This window comes from Streptococcus infantis, from assembly GCF_047460685.1.
Lineage (GTDB): Bacteria > Bacillota > Bacilli > Lactobacillales > Streptococcaceae > Streptococcus > Streptococcus infantis_AD.
Genome location: NZ_JASHFS010000001.1, coordinates 110,931 through 131,957, shown reverse-complemented (window position 1 = coordinate 131,957; position 21,027 = coordinate 110,931). Strand labels below are relative to the sequence as shown.

Genomic DNA, 21,027 nt, shown 5'->3' with positions numbered 1-21,027 from the left:
CCTCCCTTGTAGTTATTTGTTAAAATTTTTATCAATGAAATCTATAAAATAGCGCTCATTTTAATTATACCACAGTTGCTTTGTTTTTTGGATAAAAAGGAAAAGTCTTTTCTTTTTCCATAATTTTCTCATCAAATTATGGTACAATGAAGAGTAAGATTTTGATTAGAAATGAGACTGCCTTGTATGAGAAAATTTAATAGCCATTCGATACCGACTCGGCTTAATTTATTGTTTGCAATCGTTATTTTGCTCTTCATGACCATCATTGGTCGCTTGCTCTATATGCAATTTGTAAATAAGGATTTCTATGAAGCCAAGTTAGCATCTGCTAGCCAAACTAGAGTAACAACGGGGTCTGCTCGTGGAGAAATCTATGATGCAGCTGGAAAACCCTTGGTAGAAAATACCGTCAAACAAGTCGTGGCTTTCACACGAAGTAATAAGATGACGGCTACAGATTTAAAGGATATTTCTACTAAACTTTTAACGTATGTAACAGTTTCCTCTCCAAATTTGACAGAACGTCAGATGGCTGATTATTATCTAGCGGACCCAGCTGTCTATAAAAAAACGGTAGAGGCTCTTCCAAAAGATAAGCGTTTTGACTCAGATGGTAATCAACTTTCTGAATCGGATCTTTATAACAATGCTGTTGAGAGTGTTACCTCTAGCCAAACTAATTATACAGAGGATGAAAAGAAGGTAATTTATCTCTTTAGTCAGCTCAATGCAGTTGGAAATTTTGCAACAGGCAATATCCAAACGGATCCCTTAAGCGATACTCAGGTCGCTCAAATTGCTTCTGCCTCTAAAGAGTTACCTGGGATTAGCATCTCGACTTCGTGGGATCGCAAGGTTCTTGAAACCTCTCTGGCCTCTATCGTAGGAAGTGTTTCAAGTGAAAAATCAGGCCTTCCAGCTGAGGAAGTAGATGCCTATCTTAAAAAAGGTTATTCCCTCAATGACCGTGTTGGAACCTCTTACCTTGAGAAACAATATGAGGAAGTCCTACAAGGGAAACGTACTGTTAAAGAAATCCATCTCGACAAACATGGAGATATGGAAAGTGTAGAAAATATTGAGGAAGGTAGCAAGGGTAAAAACATTAAACTGACCATTGATTTGGCCTTCCAGGATAGTGTAGATAGCCTTCTGAAAAGCTATTTTAACTCTGAACTTGCAAACGGAGGTGCCCAATATTCGGAAGGTGTCTATGCGGTTGCCCTCAATCCTAAGACAGGAGCTGTTCTAGCCATGTCAGGGATCAAGCACAATCTGGAATCTGGTGAATTGACTCCAGACTCACTAGGCACAGTGACCAATGTTTTTGTTCCAGGTTCTGTCGTTAAGGCAGCAACCATCAGTTCAGGTTGGGAAAATGGTGTGTTATCAGGTAATCAAACCCTAACAGACCAACCAATTGTCTTTCAAGGTTCTGCACCGATCAATTCATGGTACACCCTTTCTTACGGTTCCTTCCCGATCACAGCTGTTGAGGCCTTGGAATATTCATCCAATACTTACATGGTCCAGACAGCTCTTGGAATTATGGGGCAAACTTATCAGCCTAATATGACAGTAGGAACCAACAATCTTGAATCTGCCATGGGAAAACTTCGCTCAACCTTTGGTGAATATGGTTTGGGCGTGTCAACAGGGATCGATTTACCAGATGAGTCAACAGGTTTTATTCCTAAAGACTACGATTTGGCCAACTATCTAAATAATGCCTTTGGACAGTTCGACAACTACACACCGATGCAGTTAGCTCAGTATGTGGCAACGATTGCCAATAATGGTGTCCGCTTAGCTCCTCATATCGTGGAAGGAGTCTACGACAACAACGAACAAGGTGGTCTAGGAGAACTCATTAAGCAAAATGACAGCACGGAAATGAATAAAATCAATATTTCTGAGTCTGACATGTCTATCTTGCAACAAGGCTTTTACCAAGTATCGCACGGGACAAGTGCTCTTACGACAGGTCGTGCCTTTTCAAATGGGGCAGCAGTCTCCATCAGCGGAAAAACCGGTACAGCCGAAAGTTACGTCAATGGTGGCCAAAAATCCGACAATACCAACGCAGTAGCCTATGCCCCAACCGATAATCCTCAGATTGCAGTTGCAGTTGTCTTCCCTCACAATACCAACCTAACCAACGGTGTCGGACCTTCGATTGCGCGCGATATTATCAATCTTTACAACCAACACCATCCAATGAACTAGAAAGGAAGCCATGCTTTACCCAACACCTATTGCTAAGTTGATTGACAGCTATTCTAAACTTCCAGGTATCGGGATTAAGACAGCGACCCGACTGGCCTTTTATACCATTGGGATGTCTGATGACGATGTCAATGAATTTGCTAAAAATCTTCTAGCAGCTAAACGAGAATTGACCTATTGCTCTGTTTGTGGACGTCTGACGGATGATGATCCTTGTTCCATCTGTACTGATCCTAGCCGTGACCAATCAACTATCCTAGTATTAGAGGATAGTCGAGACGTGGCGGCTATGGAAAATATCCAAGAATATCACGGACTTTACCATGTCTTGCACGGCCTCATTTCACCAATGAATGGGATTAGCCCTGACGATATCAATCTTAAAAGTCTCATGACACGTCTCATGGATAGCGAGGTTTCAGAGGTCATTGTAGCCACCAATGCAACTGCTGATGGTGAGGCGACTTCTATGTATATCTCTCGACTTCTTAAACCTGCAGGGATCAAGGTTACTCGTCTAGCACGAGGTCTAGCAGTGGGAGCTGATATCGAGTATGCGGATGAAGTAACACTCTTAAGAGCCATCGAAAATCGTACCGAACTCTAGTCTATGAGGTTCAATCGCTAAATAATTAGCTAGCAGGTATAAAATTTTAAGAACACAGAGACTGGACCATTTTTCTTCCAGTCTCTTTTCTTGTTTTATGCTATTCAAGTTTAAAAAAATAGACAAATGTGATATACTAAAAGGCGAGTATTCTAGTAGAAATAGGACAATCATATGAAACAAACAATTATTCTATTATATGGTGGACGCAGTGCAGAGCGTGAAGTGTCTATCTTGTCAGCTGAGAGTGTCATGCGTGCGGTTAACTATGATCGTTTCACAGTAAAAACCTTCTTTATCAGCCAGTCTGGAGACTTTATCAAAACCCAAGAATTTACCCAAACTCCTGGGCAGGAAGACCGTCTCATGACCAATGAAACAATCGATTGGGACAAGAAAATTGCTCCAAGTGCTATCTACGAAGAAGGAGCAGTAGTCTTTCCAGTCCTTCATGGACCGATGGGAGAGGACGGCTCTGTCCAAGGTTTTCTAGAAGTCTTGAAAATGCCTTATGTTGGTTGCAACATCTTGTCTTCGAGTCTTGCTATGGATAAGATTACTACCAAGCGTGTCTTGGAGTCTGCTGGGATTGACCAAGTTCCTTACGTAGCTATCGTTGAAGGGGATAATTTGGCTTCTAAGATTGCAGAAGTAGAAGAAAAATTAAGTTACCCAGTCTTTACCAAACCATCCAATATGGGCTCTAGTGTTGGGATTGCTAAGTCTGAAAATAAAGAAGAACTCCATCAAGCTTTAGAGCTTGCCTTCAAGTACGATAGTCGTGTCTTAGTAGAGCAGGGAGTCAACGCGCGTGAAATCGAGGTTGGTCTCTTAGGAAACTATGATGTCAAAAGCACGCTTCCTGGTGAAGTTGTCAAAGATGTAGCTTTTTATGACTATGATGCCAAGTATATCGATAACAAGATTAGTATGGACATCCCAGCCAAAATCAGTGATGACGTGGTAGCTGTCATGCGTAAAAATGCAGAAACTGCCTTCCGTGCTATCGGTGGACTTGGATTGTCGCGTTGCGACTTCTTCTATACAGATAAGGGAGAAGTTTTCCTAAACGAGCTTAACACCATGCCAGGCTTCACCCAATGGTCTATGTATCCCTTGCTTTGGGACAATATGGGAATTAGCTATCCAGAACTAATCGAGCGTTTGGTTGATCTTGCTAAGGAAAGTTTTAATAAGCGTGAAGCGCACCTATTGTAAAGACAGACATAAGGGCGGGAAGAGACTTCTTGCCCCTTTTTAAAGGAGTAAATATGAAACTTACGATTCACGAAGTTGCGCGTGTCGTCGGTGCAAAAAATGATGTGACTAGCTATGTGGATAGTCCACTAGTTAAGGCAGAGTTTGATAGTCGATTGATTTCTGAGGGGGATTTATTTCTGCCACTCAAGGGGGCGCGTGATGGTCATGACTTTATCGAGACAGCTTTTGAAAATGGCGCAGCTTTAACCTTATCAGAGAAAGAAGTAGAAGGTCATCCTTATATCTTGGTAGAAGATGTTTTGACAGCCTTTCAAAATCTTGCGGCCTATTACCTTCAAAAGACTGGTGTCGATGTCTTTGCTGTTACAGGTTCGAATGGGAAGACTACTACCAAGGATATGTTGGCTCATTTGCTTTCAACAAGCTACAAAACCTACAAAACACAAGGGAACTATAATAACGAGATTGGCCTTCCCTACACGGTTCTCCATATGCCGGATGATACCGAAAAGCTGGTCTTGGAAATGGGACAGGATCACCTAGGAGACATCCATCTCTTATCTGAACTAGCTCATCCAAAGACAGCTATTGTGACCTTGGTAGGAGAAGCTCATTTGGCCTTCTTCAAGGACCGTTCTGAAATTGCAAAAGGGAAATTACAAATCGCTGATGGGATGGAAAAGGGTGCCTTGCTTTTGGCACCGGCTGACCCCATTGTAGAGGATTATCTACCTGCTGACCAAAAAGTAGTTCGTTTTGGTCCAGGTGCAGAACTCGAAATTACAGAATTGATTGAGCGTAAGGATAGCTTAACCTTCAAGGCCAATTTCTTAGAGCAGGCTCTTGACTTGCCTGTGACTGGTAAGTATAATGCGACCAATGCCATGATTGCATCTTATGTTGCTCTTCAAGAGGGAGTGACTGAGGAGCAGATTGGTCAAGCCTTCCAAAATCTAGAATTGACCCGCAATCGTACCGAGTGGAAAAAAGCAGCCAACGGTGCGGATATCCTATCAGATGTCTACAATGCAAATCCAACAGCTATGAAGTTGATTTTGGAGACTTTCTCAGCCATCCCAGCCAATGAAGGTGGCAAGAAACTCGCAGTTCTGGCGGATATGAAAGAACTTGGAGACCAGTCTGTTCAACTTCATAATCAAATGATTTTGAGCATTACACCCGATGCCCTTGATACCGTAATTTTCTACGGTGAAGACATCGCTGACTTGGCTCAATTAGCCAGTCAAATGTTCCCAATCGGTCATGTGTACTACTTCAAGAAAACAGCTGAAGAAGACCAGTTTGAAGCTATGGTCAAGCAGGTCAAGGAAAGTCTTGGCGCACATGACCAGATTCTGCTTAAAGGTTCGAACTCTATGAATCTAGCCAAGCTAGTAGAAAGCCTAGAAAATGAGCACAACTGATTTCGCCAAAGCTATTCAGAGAATGTTAGCTATCACTGATACTGGCTTGACCTATTCAAAGGATCCTTATGACCGTGAACGTTATGAGGATTTACGTCAGATTTTATGGAGTGTCTTGCAGGATCAAACAGAGCTTGATCAAGAGGAATTGACTGCAATTTTAAAACCGACAGGTAGCTATGCAACTCCCTTGATGGATGTAAGGGCATGGATTGTTCAAAATCAGAAGATTTGTTTGGTTAGAGGGCAAGGAGAGGATACTTGGGCCTTACCTGGTGGCTTTGGCGAGGTAGGATATTCTCCCAAGGAAAATATCCGAAAAGAAGTTCAGGAAGAAACAGGCTTTTCGGCAGAAGTAGGCTCTTTATTAGCGGTTTTTGATACCAATCGCTTTCAACTTCAGAACAAACAGTATGCCAAGTTCGTCTTTGACTGTCAGTTATTGGATGGACAATTTCAAGAAAATCAAGAAATTGCAGAACTTGAATTTTTTGATATCAAGAATCTCCCACCCCTATCTGAAAAACGAATAACCCAAGAACAAATGGAAATTCTATGGCAGGTCTATCAGGGTGAGCGGGAACAATATGTTGATTAGAAGCTTTGTTTTATATTAAGATCGACAGTTTCTTTTACACAAAATTATAAGAAATAAATGTAAGCTAGGCTCTATAAAAATCAGTAAGAGATTGGCTTATATGAAAATGAGGAAAGTTACATGAATTTTTGGGAAGCTTTATTTAGTACGCAGCCGACGGAGCCACCCCAGTTTGACCTTCTTTGGTATGGAAGTCTATTTACCTTATTAGCATTGACTGTGTTTCTTGCCTATCGTTATGGTGAGAAAAAGGCCTGTCAGCGATTTTTCCAGATTTTACAGGCGGTACAGCTAATCCTGCTCTACGGATGGTATTTAGTAAATCAGATGCCTCTAACTGAAAGTCTACCCCTTTATCATTGCCGTTTGGCTATGTTTGTAGTGCTTTTGCTTCCTGGAGTATCTAGATACAAGCAATATTTTACTCTACTTGGAACCGTTGGCCCCTTGGCAGCTTTTATTTATCCAGTGCCAGATCCCTATCCCTTCCCCCACATTGCCATCCTGTCCTTTATTTTCGGACACTTAGCTCTCTTTGGAAATTCCTTGATTTATCTTTTGAAGGACTACGATGCTAGCTTATTGGACTTCAAACGAACCCTAATCATCACATCTTCACTGAATGCTGTGATCTTTGTGGTCAATCTAATGACGGGTGGAGATTATGGCTTTTTGACAAAACCGCCATTGGTTGGAGACCACGGTCGTTTGATCAATTATCTAGTGGTTACGCTATTCCTGACTTGTGCCATTTATTTAGTCTCTAAAATTTTTCAGACAATCCTTCAGGAGCAGGAAGAAAAAAGATTGAGAATCTGGCAGAAATAAAAAAATATTTTCCCAATCTCTTGACTTTTATCTGAGAATTTTGATACAATAGTAGACGGTATTGTTTACCCCATTTGTAAGGCCCCGGAACCTTTCAAATAACTTGCGGACCGGAACATCCGCCCTGTAAACAAAAACGATATTCATATAGGAGAAATCATGAACAAAACTACATTCATGGCTAAACCAGGCCAAGTAGAACGCAAATGGTACGTTGTTGACGCAACTGATGTACCTCTTGGACGCCTTTCAGCAGTTGTTGCTAGCGTACTTCGCGGAAAAAACAAACCAACATTCACACCACACACTGATACAGGTGACTTCGTAATCGTTATCAATGCTGAAAAAGTTAAATTGACTGGTAAAAAAGCATCTGATAAGATCTACTACACTCACTCAAACCACCCAGGTGGATTGAAATCAATCTCTGCTGGTGAACTTCGTTCTAAAAATGCAGTACGTTTGATCGAGAAATCAGTTAAAGGTATGCTTCCACACAATACTCTTGGCCGCGCTCAAGGTATGAAATTGAAAGTATTCGTTGGAGCTGAGCACACTCACGCTGCACAACAACCAGAAGTTCTTGATATTTCAGGACTTATCTAAGGAAAGGAACAATAAAGTATGTCACAAGCACAATATGCAGGTACTGGACGTCGTAAAAACGCTGTTGCACGCGTTCGCCTTGTTCCAGGAACTGGTAAAATCACTGTTAACAAAAAAGATGTTGAAGAGTACATCCCACACGCTGACCTTCGTCTTGTCATCAACCAACCATTCGCAGTTACTTCAACTGTAGGTTCATACGACGTTTTCGTTAACGTTGTAGGTGGTGGATACGCTGGTCAATCAGGAGCTATCCGTCACGGTATCGCTCGTGCCCTTCTTCAAGTAGACCCAGACTTCCGCGATTCATTGAAACGCGCAGGACTTCTTACACGTGACTCACGTAAAGTTGAGCGTAAGAAACCAGGTCTTAAGAAAGCTCGTAAAGCATCACAATTCTCAAAACGTTAATCAATACGATTATATCAACGTTTCAAAGCACTCAAGAGTTTACCTCATGGGTGCTTTTTTCGTGTTTTTTGAAAAAGTTCACCTCGAAGTCCACCTTATTTTCACCTTATTGTTTTAGAGAAGCACTTAGCACCTGTTTATATTGATGAAACAGGATTCGAGACTTATTTTTATCGAGAATATGGTCGCTCATTAAAAGGGCAATAAGAGGTAAAGTGTCTGGAAGAAGATATCAGAGGATTTCTTTGGTTGCAGGGCTAACAAATGGTGAGTTAATCGCTCCAATGACTTACGAAGAAACAATGACGAGCGACCTTTTTGAAGCTTGGTTTCAGAAGTTTCTCTTACCAATATTAAATACACCATCAGTTAGTATTATGGATAATGCAAGATTCCATAGAATGGGTAGGCTAGAGCTCTTATGTGAAGAATTTGGTCATAAACTTTTACCACTTCCTCCCTACTCACCTGAGTACAATCCTATTGAGAAGAAATGGGCTCATATCAAAAAACACCTCAAAAAGGTATTGCCAAGTTGCAATACTTTTTTCGAGGCTCTTTTGTCCTGTTTCAATTGACTATATAGAGCCAAAAAATTTGACTTTATACGTTTTTCTAAAATACAGAACATGTTAGTTCTTATTTATTATGATTGTACAATGCAAAGAGAAATCATAGTTGTTATAATCAAAAGCGTGATAGTATCAACAAACCTATTTTGTAGCAATAGGAAGTTATTTTTTTATATTATGTGTTATGTTTGTAGCTTATTCACTCAATTTAGAGTTAAAGTCAGATGGTGAAGATTTTGATAGGTTAATGAAATCGTATGTAAAAATAAAAGGTAGAACAAAAGTAGAAAATTTTTAATGAATTTTTGAAGAAATTTGTTAAAATAAGCAAGATTGTAAAATAAAACCCAACCAAAATTTATTTTGGCTGGGTTTTATTTGATATTCTTTACAATTTCATTAAATGAAGATATAATTTTTCCTTGTTTTTCTTTTGGTAACTTTGTTAAATTTTCAAAAAGTATTTCTGGGGAGTCTTCTCTTTCTGATTCATATGATTGTAGATTAAAAAACTCTTCTACTGTTAGATTTAGAGCTTTGATTACGGATTCAAGAGTTTTTATCTTAAAATCATACTTCATGTTTTCTATATTTTGAATCGCTTTAACACCTAGGCCAGCGATTTCAGATAATTTTTCTTGACTTAATCCCTGTGCTTTTCTACACTCACGTATGCGAAAAGCGATATGCTTTTGTAATTTATTATATTCCATGTTATCTACCATTTTACTATCTGTTTTCTCTAAAAATAAGTATAATAAACTATCCAAAAACGATAAAAGTATGGTAAAATAGTACTATAGTTTAATAAAATGCATAGGGCATTGTACAAAAGGAGTTTATAAATGTCAAAAGCTACGGAAAATAGTCATAGTACTGCTAAAAAATTGTATACGGGTACGGTTATTTCTGCCATCGCAGCAACTGCAAGTCTTGTCGGCACAATCGGAACTGCTCACGCAGATACAGTAGAGGTTCCATTGCCTACAACTGCTCAAACCGAACCAGCCTTGGTAGAGAAAGAAGCGCCTAAGAAAACTGAAGTGAAAGTTCCTACTAAGGAAGTCACAAAAGGTCAAGTTGACGAGGCCAAGGATAAACTTGACAAATCTACCCAAGCAGTAGGAGAAGCACAAGCTAAGAAAAACCAAGCGCAGACTGAAAAAGACCAAGCGCAGACTGAAAAAGATAATGCTCAGTCTGAAGTAGATAATGCTCAACAAGCCAAGGATAAAGCGACTCCAGAAAACATTGAAAAGCACAAGCAATCAGTTGCTAGTGCTGAAAAAGGTAAAACTGACGCAGAAAACCAAGAGAAGAATGCTGAAAAAGACCTTAACAAAGCAAAAGAGGTTGTCGCAGACCAAGAACATGTAGTTCATAAGTCTGAGAAAAAAGTAGCGGATGCTTTAAATGAGGTTAAAGATGCTCAGAACGATGTAGATAATGCCCAAGCTATTTTGGACGGTACAGGTCAAGCGAAAGTTGTCGAAGAAAAGGAAAACGCTGAGACTTTCCAAAAACAAGCACAAGAACAGTTGACGAATGCAGAGGAGGTCTTGGAACAAGCTAAGTCAGACGACAAAAATCTTGAAGATGCAATTTCAAGCGTCCAAAACGAGTTGACAGAAGCGAGTAAGGTAGTGGTAAGCACAGAGTCTACACTGACTGATGCTACTAATAAAGCTGACCAGACACAAACTGCTCTTGAAAAAGCACAGGATACATTTACTGTGGCTGAAGCTAGCTATAAGTCTATTAACACTTTCCAAGTTACTGATGAGTATGTTAACGCCTTGAAATCCTATGTAAATAATCCTTATGACATTTTGGATGAACGTGATAAGTGGAAAGAACATAGAGAGAAAGTAGAGTCTATCTTAAAATCGGTCAACCAAGAAAATTTGAATTTGAATAAATTCAAAGGAAATGCTAATGATAAAGCTATTAGTGTTGATGCTAATAACTTGACAACAGAGCAAATGACAGAGCTTTCTCTATTTGCGAGTGATCTACTTAACCAAATCCGCGAGCGTTTTGGAACGCCTAAAACTGTTGTAACAAAAGGTATGCTTCAAGTTGCTGACGAAGTGACTGACGGTTACGTAGCTGATGATTGGGGATTCGGAAAAGGTCACGATAGTAAAGCAGTAAATAACGTGGCTCGGAAGTATGGATTGCCTACTTATGAGGATGATACTCAACAATACCTTGAAAATCTCAACAGTAGCAATGATGGTGATAAAATCCATACAATGAATGATGCTAAGAATTGGATTTATAAAAGTATTTCTGACTTGCTATTTAATGGTTGGGAGTGGATGCACGCTCAAAACTTAACAGGTGTATCTTCTGTTCGAGGTGCTACTAAAGAATATTTTGCTTTAGATATTTCTAAGAGTCTAGGACGTACAAGCGCACACTTCATCTCAGTTTTTGATAATCAAGCTGGAAACAAGCTGGATAGGACTGAAGTACCTAACAATAATACATCAGAAAGTATTGTAAAAGCCTATAATACTGCAAATTCTGCTTTATTAAATGCTCAGACTGTAAACTCTCAGGCACAACGTGAAAAAACAAGTGCTTCGCTTGCGAATATCAAGGCTAAAGGGGAGCAGGAAACAATTCAAAAACGATTGGATGCTCTTAAGGCTACACCTTTGAAAACGCCGACTGCTCAAAGCAAACTTGAACAAGCGCAAGACATCCTTGCTAATGCTAACAAGCGCTTAGAAAATGCTGAGAAAGCACTAGAAGCTTTAACTGCTGATGTGAAAACAAAACAAGAAAATCTTACTAATGCTAAGAATGTCCTTGCTCAAAAAGAAGCTAACCTTACTAATGCTAAGAACAACCTAGCAACTGAACAAGATAAATTGCTTGAACTTGAAAAACTAGTACAGATTGCTGAAAACAATCTTGACCTTGCTAAAGACAAAGTAGTACAAGCTACTAAGACGCTTGAAGAAGCTAAAGCTGACCTTGAATCCTTGCTTAACGCAGAGCCTAACCTTGCTAAAGCTAAGAAAGTCCTTTCTGAAAAAGAAACTATTCTTAATCAGAAAGTAACTGCTTTGAAAGAATCACAAGCTATCCTTGACAAGTTGTTGGAAGAACAAAAAATCGACCAAGAGGCTTATGATAAACTCTTCGCCTTATATAGCGAGCAGGTAGAAGCTAAGCGTAAAGAGATTGAAAAAGCAGGTTACAAACCAGTACCAGTAGTAGATGGTAAAGGGAATGTGGTTGATTACACAGCAGAGAAAGTAACGGTAGGAACTAAAGACGATAAAACTTATCAAGCGCCTGCACAAGCTACCAATGCAAAAGCAGAATCCAAGAAACAACTTCCAAATACTGGAACGAGAGAATCAAGTCTCCTAGCGGCGCTTGGAGCAAGTCTTGGACTCATCGCTTTAGTAGGAAAACGAAAATATAATAGATAAAAAGAAAGAGAGCGCCATGCTCTCTTTTCTATGGTGTTGCTCTGATATGTAAAAATTTTATATAAGGTAAACTTTTGATATTCGTTAATACTTATTTTATCGATTATCTTATCAAGATTCGATGCTTTTTAGTAATTTTACATGTAGGCGTAACTGTTTTACTTTTGGTAATTATTTAATACTTTTTCTATAAGTTTCCTACAGCTTGATGGAAGTGATGATGTATTCCAGTATTTTGATGAAGGCTAAATTAGCTTCTACTGAATAAGCTTTTTCAGTCATAACAAAACACTCCTGTTCATAGTTTCACTAAATTTTGACAGGAGTGTTTTTCTTGTGTCTCAATTTATGGGTTCAGTATTTTTCTAGTAACCAATCTATAATGTTTTTCTTCTCAATACCATTGTAATTGGCTGTTGGCTGAATCGTATCCATTGTTAATAGATATTTTGGGAATTGATCTTTAATGGCTTCTAGTGGTCTAAGTTCTCTTTCTAATGTTTCTGGAGCAAGTGTTGTTTCACTGACTTGATAATAAGCGTAGTGACCAAGATCAGTTACAACAACAAAATCAACCTCATATTTATCTAAATTACCAACATATACTTGTGAATATCTACGTCTTAATTCCAAATATACAATATTTTCTAAGATGTGGCCAATGTCTTCTTTGTGGTCTGGTAATAAGAGATGTCGTAAACCTAAATCAACGGGATAATATTTCTCTAAGCGGTGCAATAATGCTCTACCTTTTACATCAAAACGTGGAACGGAATAAAAAAGTAAACTATCTGTCAAAGTCGTCAAATAATTTTCCAAAGTATTATGGGAGATTGAAACGTTTTGGCTGACCAGGGTATTGCGAATCTTATTTGTCGATATTAAGCTTCCCGTACTACTGAGAAGGGTTCGGACAATGCGCTCAATAATTGTAGGATTTGGATTTCCTAATCTAGTGACAATATCATTTAACAGTATTGAGTTATAGATTCCTCTGAGATAATCAATTTTTTCAGCGTAAGATGCTGTTTGTAATAAGTAAGGGAAAGCACTAAAGAGATAATTGTTAAAAATTTCTGTTGTATTCAAATTCTCTGTGAGAGATTGACCTGATAGATATTCTTCAAATGATAAAGGAAGAACCTCTATCTCAACATACCGACCAGTCAAATTTGTAGCTAATTGGCTGCTCATAAAGTAGGCGTTGGATCCAGTCAAATAGAGGTCAACATTTGGTAAGATGAATAGACTATCTGCTACTAGTTCAAATTTTTCAACATGTTGAATTTCGTCTAAAAAGATATAGTATGTTTTCTCTCCAACTAACTGCTCTTTTATATAAGCAAATAATGTTTGAAAATGTCGCAGGTCATAATAACTTAGATCCTCAAAATTGATGGATATGATTTGATTTTCGTCTACCCCAGTTGCTAGTAGTTCCTCTTTATAGAGTTGAAAGAGAACAGATTTACCAGCTCGTCTCACTCCACTCACAACTTTGATGACTTGTCGATCACGATGTCTTCTTAAAAAATCTAAATAATGTGGTCTTTTAATATAGTTCATAATAGATACCTCAAATATAGTATAATATAAATAGAAATTATTTTCAAATTTTTGTAAATAATTTTATATTTATTTTATTATTTTCAATTTATTAGAAATAAAACATAAGGCTATTTAAATGTCTTTAGGATAGAAAACGACGATAGAAAAAATTGCATTGACACGAAGAAACTGTACATTTGTTATCAAACTATATCATCTTTGTGATGCAGTAGTTCGTATTTCTCAACTACATAAGCTACAAAAACAAAAAGTGATAACCTCCTGAATTTTCAAAGTTCTATATGTTGTGCTTGCCACAATTAGTTGCTTATAAATGTAACTGTGAACTGACAAAGTTAATTGCCTCAAAACCTTAATCAATAAGATGCTGTCAACGTTTACGGATATTCAAGGATTTTCTCTTGGATGTCTTTTTGGTGTCTGAACTTGACTATGTATGAGAAAGATATTATGATAGTCAGGACGGCAGTTTATTAAGGCAGTGACTGAAGGCCTAAGTGCCAAATAGTTTGAGTTCCTACGGTTGATGTGCTTATGACGAAGCTGACGGCAGGGGATTTACTAGTCACGAGGCCACGCAAGGATGTAACTCCTGTTCAGCAACTAGCATTGCCTGGACCGACTAGTAAGACCTTGCTGGCACCAGATCCTGTGTTAGCTTTACCAGCGCCTAAAGTTACATCTAAATCGGATTTTTATGTATCGCCTGATGGCAGAATTTTGTCATCAACGGCCTATCGTTATATGGATTCTAAGTATGCTGAACAGACAATGAGAACTATGGAAGCCCCTGGAAGTTACATCGGTTTATCTAAATTTGATTCAGCTAGTAAGGTGCAAGATGCTTATCAAATATCTCCTGCTTGGAGTAATGCGAAGCTTCGTGGAGAGTTTGATACACTTCAGATAATGGATAATGTGTATGTTCCTAAGGAAGCCGGAGATACAGGAAAAGTTTTGGAGCCAATCACATCTTATTATCCCGAATATGGGAAAGGAAGCTATCCACAATTGAAAACTAATTCGGTAATTGAATTTTAAAAAGTGGATCTTATAGGTGACTAATATGAATTATGATGATGTTAAAGAAAAATTATGTAATATTATTATTAAATACATTGATAATCCAGACATACGTTTACAAATGTTAGAGCAAGCAAAGTCTGTTAATACTGTGAGAGGTGTGCTATATAGTTTAGACAAAGAAAAAAACGGAGATTTAACTCAAGAGGAGATTGATTTTTGTAAAGATTTATTTTTTTACTTCGGTTAAAAATAAAATTTTCTAGAGTTTGGGATAGATTCTACGATAATTTCGCTATAGTCTAAAAATATTACAGCAATTACTATTAAAGATAATGTTGTGGATGAAATCGTTAGAACCACACCTTTTGAAGACTTAAATAAAATTTACTTAAATGTTAAATTACAATACTAGGAGAAAAAATGAACTTACAATTTACCAAATTTGCAGCTATGCCAGAAGAAGTCATTAAACAGTATGCCTCAAAGGTTCCAGATGAATTAGTGGAATTGTGGAAACAATATGGACTGGGATTTTTACTTGATGGTTATCTAAAAATTATCAATCCAGAAGAATATATAGAATTTGTAGAAGCTACATATTTCAGAGGAGTAAATGGAGTTCCATTATTTGTTACTTGTTTTGGGGATCTAATTATCTACACTCAGAACGGCTTTATTGATATCATTTATTATGCGAACAATGATTTTGATGTGATGACACAACGGATGGATCATTTTATCAAATTTTTAGATGATGATAGTTTTTTAGAAGATTTTTTTGATATTCCTTTCTATGAAGAAGCGGTTAAGGAGTATGGGAGCTTGGATTACAATCAATGCTTTGGCTTTGTTCCTCTTCTGGTACTGGGAGGAAAAAGGGATCTAACCAATATTGACAAGGTCGGCATAAAAGAACATTTAGACCTCATTACCCAGATTACAGGCGGAGTGGGATTTGAGAGCTAAGGAAAAATAATGATAAAGTGAAGTTGAGATAATGTGGTCTCAACTTCATTTTAAAGGTAACTTTTTCTGTAAAGAGCTTGGAGAATTATTGGCTAAAGAGCCTAAATTATTAGGAATTCAGGGATTAACTACTATGGTAGGTATTGCAACTGAGATAGAGAGAGTTAATCATAACCCCTTCGTTGTTAGAAAAAACACAAGAACCTCTCAAGCGTTAACAGTTGCAGGAGTTCCTAGATCAGTGCTATGTACCTGATACTATCGCTAACTCATTTCATAATAAACTACTGTTGAGCAGCTGCTACGTAATAAACTAACTATTTCTACTGTAAGATCTAGAGGGGGTACGAATAATGGAAAATAAAACGATATACACTCTTCCAATGTTTTCTTCACTTCTGTCTGAGTTACCTCAAATAACTTTTTCAGGTACAACTATTTGTATCAATTTAAAGGGATACGATTGTGATGATATCTATTCAGAAGTTGAATTGATCTTTCAAGAAGTCCACTATTTTTCAAAGACGAACGCATTGTTTTCGGCAAACACAATTGAAGCTTATGATAAAGTTTTAGAAATATTTAATTCTTCAATTATACTACAGTTAATGGAAGCCAACAGGAATCTTTTTGAAGAAATGAACAAGAATCAAGAATTAAAGCATTATTCTTTATATCTTGATGGTTATGATGGATATAATATAGTTTGCAAGTCCATAGAAATCAAAGAGTTATAAGATCTTAAGACAATAAACAATTAGCAAATTAGAATTATCAGATAAAGAACACTTGAAGAGATTGATTCAAGTGTTTTTACTGTTCAATAGGCACAAAGTCTCCCAATAATCATTCAAATAATGCGAGACTTATCTTTATATCAGACTCTGTGACATGCCAGACCAAGGATGGACAAGCTCTAGAATCCAGTCACGATAGCCTCTAAAGCGCAAGAAAGACAAGTACAGACAAGTTTTGTCAGCCAGTTGCCTATAAGGGTGAAGTGGCTGACGATACTGGACTTGACTGTTGACTTGTAAGATATTATGATAGTTAGGGAGCTACTTTCTTAACGGAGGAAAGTTTTTAGTATGGATTGCTATAGAGAATTAGATAGAGTATTATCTCAACCTTACTTAGGTGATGCTTTTTATGATGCAGATGTTGAATATGTCATGGATGTTTTGCTTCCGTTTTTAAAACAAGGAGAGTGGTGTGTTCTTGGTGCTTGTCTTGAAGAAAAGAGTAGCTTGTATAAATACAAATTAGCTTATTGTATAGAAGGTTATGATACTTCAAATGCTTTTAATATTCTGATGAACTTAATACTTTGTCATGATAAAAATATACTTGAAGAAGTACTTCAATCTTTTACTTCATTTGACTCTTCGAAATATAGGGAACAGCTAATCACATTTCCACAAGTAATAAGTATTTTGAAGGGTTTGTCTTCCTGTAAGGAGAATCCAACAATAGGTAGATTAAGTACTAGTATTTGCGAGACATTTGGACTACAATAGTTTGATTCCCGGTAAAACGATAGCTTTAGGTTCGAATATTCAATCCTATAGTGGTAGACGAACGGATGCAGAATCCATGGAATACTTGAAGAAAAACTATCCAGATTCTTATAATTTTATTCGAAGTTTAGAAGAGGGTAAAAATGATTTGCACAATTATATTGATTAACAAGAAAGAGGTCGCAAAATGAATAAAAAAATGTTTTATAGCTTATCTATAGGGGCGTTTTTAATCATGCTACTACCGCTCGCTTTCATTTTTTTAAAGCCACGATATAGTAATGTTTTTGAAGAAATTTATCATGACGAGTACCATCATACTGTAGGGTCCTGGTTATCTCCAACAGCCTCTACTTTAGAATCTTTACCCGATATGAAAAAAAACGTACAAGAGGCTTACTATACGGAGTAACTGGGGAGAACTACAAGAAAAATAGCTTACCTAAAAATATTCATAGTATTAATTACGTATTCGAATATCCTGATAATGAGTTGGGAAATGGGAATGTTTTAATTGTCATAAATGTTGATTTGCCTAACTCAGATATTTTGAAGGTTGAATACATGTACCAACATCAATCAAATCAACTAATTCAGAAAATAAGGATATTTTCAGATGATTATAAGCAAGAGTATCCAGTTGAACAATACATCACTCAAAATAAACTAGATGTAAAAGTATACACTGAAATTGCAAATGATATTTTGAAAAATAAACTTATTTCAGATTGGCGTTCCGTCTATCCTAGTCAATTTTCAGCTGAAAATTGGGGTAATGTAAAGATGATTAGGGAAAACGCAATAGATTAACGAAAAATCCCACTTCATGCTCTATGATGTCGTTCTAGAACGCTGGTTTAAAAGCTTACTCAGTTGATAATCTTGGGGATGTAGAGATTGTGCTACTCAGTTTTATTGCTAACAAAAGCAGTCCAAATGCCCATATTCCATGGGATAAGTATGAATGGATATTATTAAAAAGAAATATGAATATTGAACAAAAACAAAAAGAATTAGATTTAACAAATTATTGGGACGCATCTATTTACAATTTTTATGTGTCCTATTTTGGAGATGAAACTGTTATTGAGTATGAGGATGATCAAGAAAAATATTGGCGCGTAACCTTCCTTTTATGTGGCAAAGTAGAGTATACAACAGATGCTCTATGGAAGAATTGGCGAGATTATAATGTCAAAAGTTTGAAAAAGACACAACTTGGTTATTCTGCACAAAATTTCACGTTGCTTCAGTATGTTCAAAATAAAAATTTTGTTGAGTGCAGAATCGATCTAGGTATTATGGATATAACAATTATTTGTCGTGATATTCAGATAGAACATCTCGAGTTAAAGGATGCTCAGTTCTTTTGGCAGGATAATGATGTTTTATAGATAAACTGTTCTAAGAATCAAAGGAAGAGAAGCTAGTTTGTATTACACAACTAACTAAGCATTGTGAACAATTTATAAGGGAAAATCAGGTGAATGTAGATAGAAAAATAACAAAAATAGAGAAACGATATTTAATGTTCAAATTTTTATCTACATATTGATGGAAAAACAGTACAGAGTGAAAAAGATGCGGTACAGATATTAGCGGAAGATTTTAACATTGATGTTCTCTGAGATGGTAATTAGTGTGGAGGCGTCAAGGATGATTATGCGGGTAATTATTTATACGGCTATGTTGGAAAAGGATATTATCTTCGGATACCTATTTGAAATCAACTGCTGGAGTTGCACAAGTAGGATCTGACTTACATAATAAAAATGTAGGACCATAGTCGATTATTAAAAATATTCCAAACCGACCGTACCTTGATAATCCTGGAGATTCTGACATGATTCAAGATGGAATCAATGATTATAAGGCTAGAAAGAGAAACAAATAGAATGAGGAAAAAATGCATTGTATTATTGATATTAATAGCAATAGTCATAATTTTTAAGGAATTAACAAGAGAATATTATATTTTATTGCCAAACTCTGAAAAAGATATAGTAATCAAAGGGAATTCAATAAGCTTAGATTCTTATACGGATATTCAATTAACTCGTCTAAGTACAGATGGTAAGGTAAAGTTATCATACGGGAGGAGTTGGTCTGACTATGATAATAGTATACATTATAATATTGAGGAAAGTCAGGTTGAACACTGGAAATACGATTCGGAAACAGAAACAACAAAAATCGTTGTGTTAGAGAATCCTCATAATGGCATCGGTGTCGATCACGAAGGTATTATTATGGATACATCTCAATCTTTTCTTTTTACGTTTAACTCCAAAATAGATTTTAATATTAGAGTAAAAAATTTATCGAACAAATTTATAGTTTTTAAAATGAAAGTTGATTATAAATAAAAGAGTCTGGAATCAAGTAAAAAGTCGAACTTAGAAACATGTCTGTGATCCCAAAACAACCGATGCTTCCGATAAGGGCGTAAACAAAACCCTATCTACAGCTGACTTTAGAAAGTATGAAGATGCGGCAAGACATGGACTTAGACCGGATCAGAAAGAGCGAATTGATAAAATGACATTGGAGGAGTATCTAAAGGCTCCCCCAATGACTCATGAGGAATATATAATGTAAAATTTGCGAAGTTTAACCAAGAAAATAAGGCTAAGATTCCAACTTTAGCAGCTGAATGAATAGGATGGAATAATGGAGAACGTTTAGTTACTGGGAAAGATCCTTTAACGGATGGAGATACAAATCGTTGGGTAGCAGGTGTAGAGTTATACTCAATGAAAATCAAAGAGCAAACTAGGAAGCGACCTGAAGGCTGTACTTGAGTACGGCAAGGCGAAGCTCACGTGGTTTGAAGAGATTTTCGAAGAGTATTAGCTGTTGATATTGCAAGTAAACTCTGTCCTGTAGCTAAGGCTAGCAAATTAAGGAAACTTGAAAAAGCACTTGAAGATTTCAATTCATTACCTTTAGAAAATATAAAGGAAATTAATACTGACTTTGGTAAAGGGTATGTGGGTATTTTAAGTGATGGAACAAAGGTTGTTGTTAGACCTGAAAATAAAAGTGATTTAGGAGCTACACTGGAATTTCAAATAAGGCAATCAAAAGGAGGAGTTTCATATGAAATTAGATATGGAGACTAAAAATGAAGAATGGGTAGAAGTCTTTAAAGGTTTGATTCCTGTAGATAACTATAAGATAAAGGTTTTGTTGACCGATTTAGGAGATGAGCAAGAAATTCGGCTGATTGGAGAGCAGAACTGTTTTAAATTATCATGTTTTTGTTATGATGAAGCACGATTTTTTAGCAGGGAATTGTATTTATCTGCAATTCTGGATAAAGAGATGTTTAAAAAATTTGAAAAAAATAATTTCCAAAATATCATTTATGAAGTCAAAAATAGTCAATTAGTGAATAAACTCGGATATACAGCCTATGGTGGTGCAAGAACTCTGTATTCACAACATTATATAATCATAACTCAAGATAGTGTAGTGGAGATTCTTGTGTCTGCAAATTCTGATTTAAGTATCAGTCAATACTAGAAAATTTGCTAATCAAACCTGTACACCGCTGTAGTACAATTATCAGAAAATAGAACTTGGAGAATTGATATGGAAAAATGGACGAAAATTAAACCGGACTTCATCCCTTTTGGTGACTATGGTATCGAGATAAATATAGACGGGGATACTCTAATTGCCTACTTGGAAGATTCAGAAAAATTTAAATTTACCTTTACAAAAGTTTGGGCTTTCCGTTCAGTCTACGAAAGTTTAGAATTAATAGATAGTTACTGGGAGCAAGGATTAGCAAAGAACAGACCACGTTATCTGACCAACTATATCTATGAAGTCGAGAATGCAGAATTTGGTGACTTGGTCGCTTCTGTAAATATAGCTAATAAAAAGCTCCATCACTACAAATTAATGTCGACGCATTTTTTAGTGGATATTGTATCTGAAAATGATGTAAAAGTGGAGAAAATATAAATTACTTTCACAAAGACAATTTGTGTCTTAGT

Annotated in this window: 22 protein-coding genes and 1 pseudogene; 21 read left to right on the top strand and 2 right to left on the bottom strand. The window is 36.8% G+C overall.

Annotated features, from left to right (window positions below):
• The first annotated feature begins 171 nt into the window (after nucleotides 1-171).
• The 9 genes and pseudogenes from pbp2b to QM917_RS00570 all read left to right on the top strand — a co-directional run.
• Nucleotides 172-2,229, top strand: a complete 2,058-nt coding sequence (pbp2b, locus tag QM917_RS00610) for a penicillin-binding protein PBP2B (RefSeq protein WP_414284318.1) — start codon at nucleotides 172-174, stop codon at nucleotides 2,227-2,229.
• A gap of 10 nt (nucleotides 2,230-2,239) precedes the next feature.
• Nucleotides 2,240-2,836 (top strand): recombination mediator RecR, encoded by a 597-nt coding sequence (recR, locus tag QM917_RS00605; RefSeq protein ID WP_315639846.1) that lies wholly within the window; start codon nucleotides 2,240-2,242, stop codon nucleotides 2,834-2,836.
• 174 nt (nucleotides 2,837-3,010) lie between these two features.
• Entirely contained in the window at nucleotides 3,011-4,054 is a 1,044-nt protein-coding gene (locus QM917_RS00600; protein ID WP_414284316.1) for a D-alanine--D-alanine ligase, read from the top strand.
• A 53-nt stretch (nucleotides 4,055-4,107) separates the two neighbouring features.
• Nucleotides 4,108-5,481, top strand: a complete 1,374-nt coding sequence (locus QM917_RS00595) for a UDP-N-acetylmuramoyl-tripeptide--D-alanyl-D-alanine ligase (protein WP_414284315.1) — start codon at nucleotides 4,108-4,110, stop codon at nucleotides 5,479-5,481.
• Nucleotides 5,468-6,079 carry an NUDIX hydrolase gene (locus QM917_RS00590; protein ID WP_414284314.1) on the top strand — a complete coding sequence of 204 codons (612 nt, stop codon included), beginning with the start codon at nucleotides 5,468-5,470 and terminating at the stop codon, nucleotides 6,077-6,079. The genes QM917_RS00595 and QM917_RS00590 overlap by 14 nt, the downstream gene beginning before the upstream one ends.
• Before the next feature lie 120 nt (nucleotides 6,080-6,199).
• A complete protein-coding gene (locus tag QM917_RS00585; protein WP_414284312.1) occupies nucleotides 6,200-6,907 on the top strand; it encodes a TIGR02206 family membrane protein in 708 nt (235 codons plus the stop codon).
• A gap of 159 nt (nucleotides 6,908-7,066) precedes the next feature.
• Nucleotides 7,067-7,513: a 50S ribosomal protein L13 gene (gene rplM / locus QM917_RS00580; protein ID WP_001044622.1), complete on the top strand. Its 447-nt coding sequence runs from the start codon at nucleotides 7,067-7,069 to the stop codon at nucleotides 7,511-7,513.
• An 18-nt stretch (nucleotides 7,514-7,531) separates the two neighbouring features.
• Nucleotides 7,532-7,924 (top strand): 30S ribosomal protein S9, encoded by a 393-nt coding sequence (gene rpsI, locus QM917_RS00575; RefSeq protein WP_000075973.1) that lies wholly within the window; start codon nucleotides 7,532-7,534, stop codon nucleotides 7,922-7,924.
• A gap of 123 nt (nucleotides 7,925-8,047) precedes the next feature.
• Nucleotides 8,048-8,502, top strand: a pseudogene (locus QM917_RS00570) (IS630 family transposase); the annotation flags it as partial.
• A gap of 368 nt (nucleotides 8,503-8,870) precedes the next feature.
• On the opposite strand, the gene QM917_RS00565 reads toward QM917_RS00570, so the two are convergent.
• Nucleotides 8,871-9,209: a helix-turn-helix domain-containing protein gene (locus QM917_RS00565; protein ID WP_128863751.1), complete on the bottom strand. Its 339-nt coding sequence runs from the start codon at nucleotides 9,207-9,209 to the stop codon at nucleotides 8,871-8,873.
• Nucleotides 9,210-9,341: 132 nt separating this feature from the next.
• Here QM917_RS00565 and QM917_RS00560 point away from each other — a divergent pair, with 132 nt between their 5' ends.
• A complete protein-coding gene (locus QM917_RS00560) occupies nucleotides 9,342-11,945 on the top strand; it encodes an SEC10/PgrA surface exclusion domain-containing protein (protein WP_414284310.1) in 2,604 nt (867 codons plus the stop codon).
• 354 nt (nucleotides 11,946-12,299) lie between these two features.
• Here QM917_RS00560 and QM917_RS00555 read toward each other — a convergent pair whose 3' ends face one another.
• Nucleotides 12,300-13,511, bottom strand: coding sequence for an ATP-binding protein (locus tag QM917_RS00555; RefSeq protein WP_371608508.1), 1,212 nt, complete (start codon nucleotides 13,509-13,511; stop codon nucleotides 12,300-12,302).
• 537 nt (nucleotides 13,512-14,048) lie between these two features.
• On the opposite strand from QM917_RS00555, the gene QM917_RS00550 reads away from it, so the two are divergent.
• From QM917_RS00550 to QM917_RS00500, 11 genes are all read left to right on the top strand, one after another.
• Complete coding sequence (locus QM917_RS00550; RefSeq protein WP_414284308.1) at nucleotides 14,049-14,555, top strand: hypothetical protein; 507 nt, start codon at nucleotides 14,049-14,051, stop codon at nucleotides 14,553-14,555.
• 25 nt (nucleotides 14,556-14,580) lie between these two features.
• The gene (locus QM917_RS00545) at nucleotides 14,581-14,787 is read left to right on the top strand and encodes a hypothetical protein (protein ID WP_414284306.1); all 207 of its coding nucleotides are present in this window, start codon (nucleotides 14,581-14,583) and stop codon (nucleotides 14,785-14,787) included.
• A gap of 173 nt (nucleotides 14,788-14,960) precedes the next feature.
• Nucleotides 14,961-15,506 carry a T6SS immunity protein Tdi1 domain-containing protein gene (locus QM917_RS00540; RefSeq protein WP_414284304.1) on the top strand — a complete coding sequence of 182 codons (546 nt, stop codon included), beginning with the start codon at nucleotides 14,961-14,963 and terminating at the stop codon, nucleotides 15,504-15,506.
• 353 nt (nucleotides 15,507-15,859) lie between these two features.
• The gene (locus QM917_RS00535) at nucleotides 15,860-16,243 is read left to right on the top strand and encodes a hypothetical protein (RefSeq protein WP_248035827.1); all 384 of its coding nucleotides are present in this window, start codon (nucleotides 15,860-15,862) and stop codon (nucleotides 16,241-16,243) included.
• Between the two features lie 351 nt (nucleotides 16,244-16,594).
• Entirely contained in the window at nucleotides 16,595-17,023 is a 429-nt protein-coding gene (locus QM917_RS00530; RefSeq protein ID WP_414284303.1) for a hypothetical protein, read from the top strand.
• Nucleotides 17,024-17,210: 187 nt separating this feature from the next.
• On the top strand, nucleotides 17,211-17,435 hold the full coding sequence (locus QM917_RS00525) for a hypothetical protein (protein ID WP_414284301.1): 225 nt from the start codon (nucleotides 17,211-17,213) through the stop codon (nucleotides 17,433-17,435).
• Nucleotides 17,354-17,833: a TipC family immunity protein gene (locus QM917_RS00520; protein ID WP_414284374.1), complete on the top strand. Its 480-nt coding sequence runs from the start codon at nucleotides 17,354-17,356 to the stop codon at nucleotides 17,831-17,833. Before QM917_RS00525 ends, QM917_RS00520 begins: the two co-directional genes overlap by 82 nt.
• A 176-nt stretch (nucleotides 17,834-18,009) precedes the next feature.
• The gene (locus QM917_RS00515) at nucleotides 18,010-18,417 is read left to right on the top strand and encodes a hypothetical protein (RefSeq protein WP_414284299.1); all 408 of its coding nucleotides are present in this window, start codon (nucleotides 18,010-18,012) and stop codon (nucleotides 18,415-18,417) included.
• 459 nt (nucleotides 18,418-18,876) lie between these two features.
• The gene (locus tag QM917_RS00510) at nucleotides 18,877-19,389 is read left to right on the top strand and encodes a hypothetical protein (RefSeq protein WP_414284298.1); all 513 of its coding nucleotides are present in this window, start codon (nucleotides 18,877-18,879) and stop codon (nucleotides 19,387-19,389) included.
• A gap of 733 nt (nucleotides 19,390-20,122) precedes the next feature.
• Entirely contained in the window at nucleotides 20,123-20,548 is a 426-nt protein-coding gene (locus QM917_RS00505) for a hypothetical protein (protein ID WP_414284297.1), read from the top strand.
• A gap of 69 nt (nucleotides 20,549-20,617) precedes the next feature.
• Nucleotides 20,618-20,995: a hypothetical protein gene (locus QM917_RS00500; RefSeq protein WP_414284295.1), complete on the top strand. Its 378-nt coding sequence runs from the start codon at nucleotides 20,618-20,620 to the stop codon at nucleotides 20,993-20,995.
• The last annotated feature ends 32 nt before the right edge of the window (nucleotides 20,996-21,027 follow it).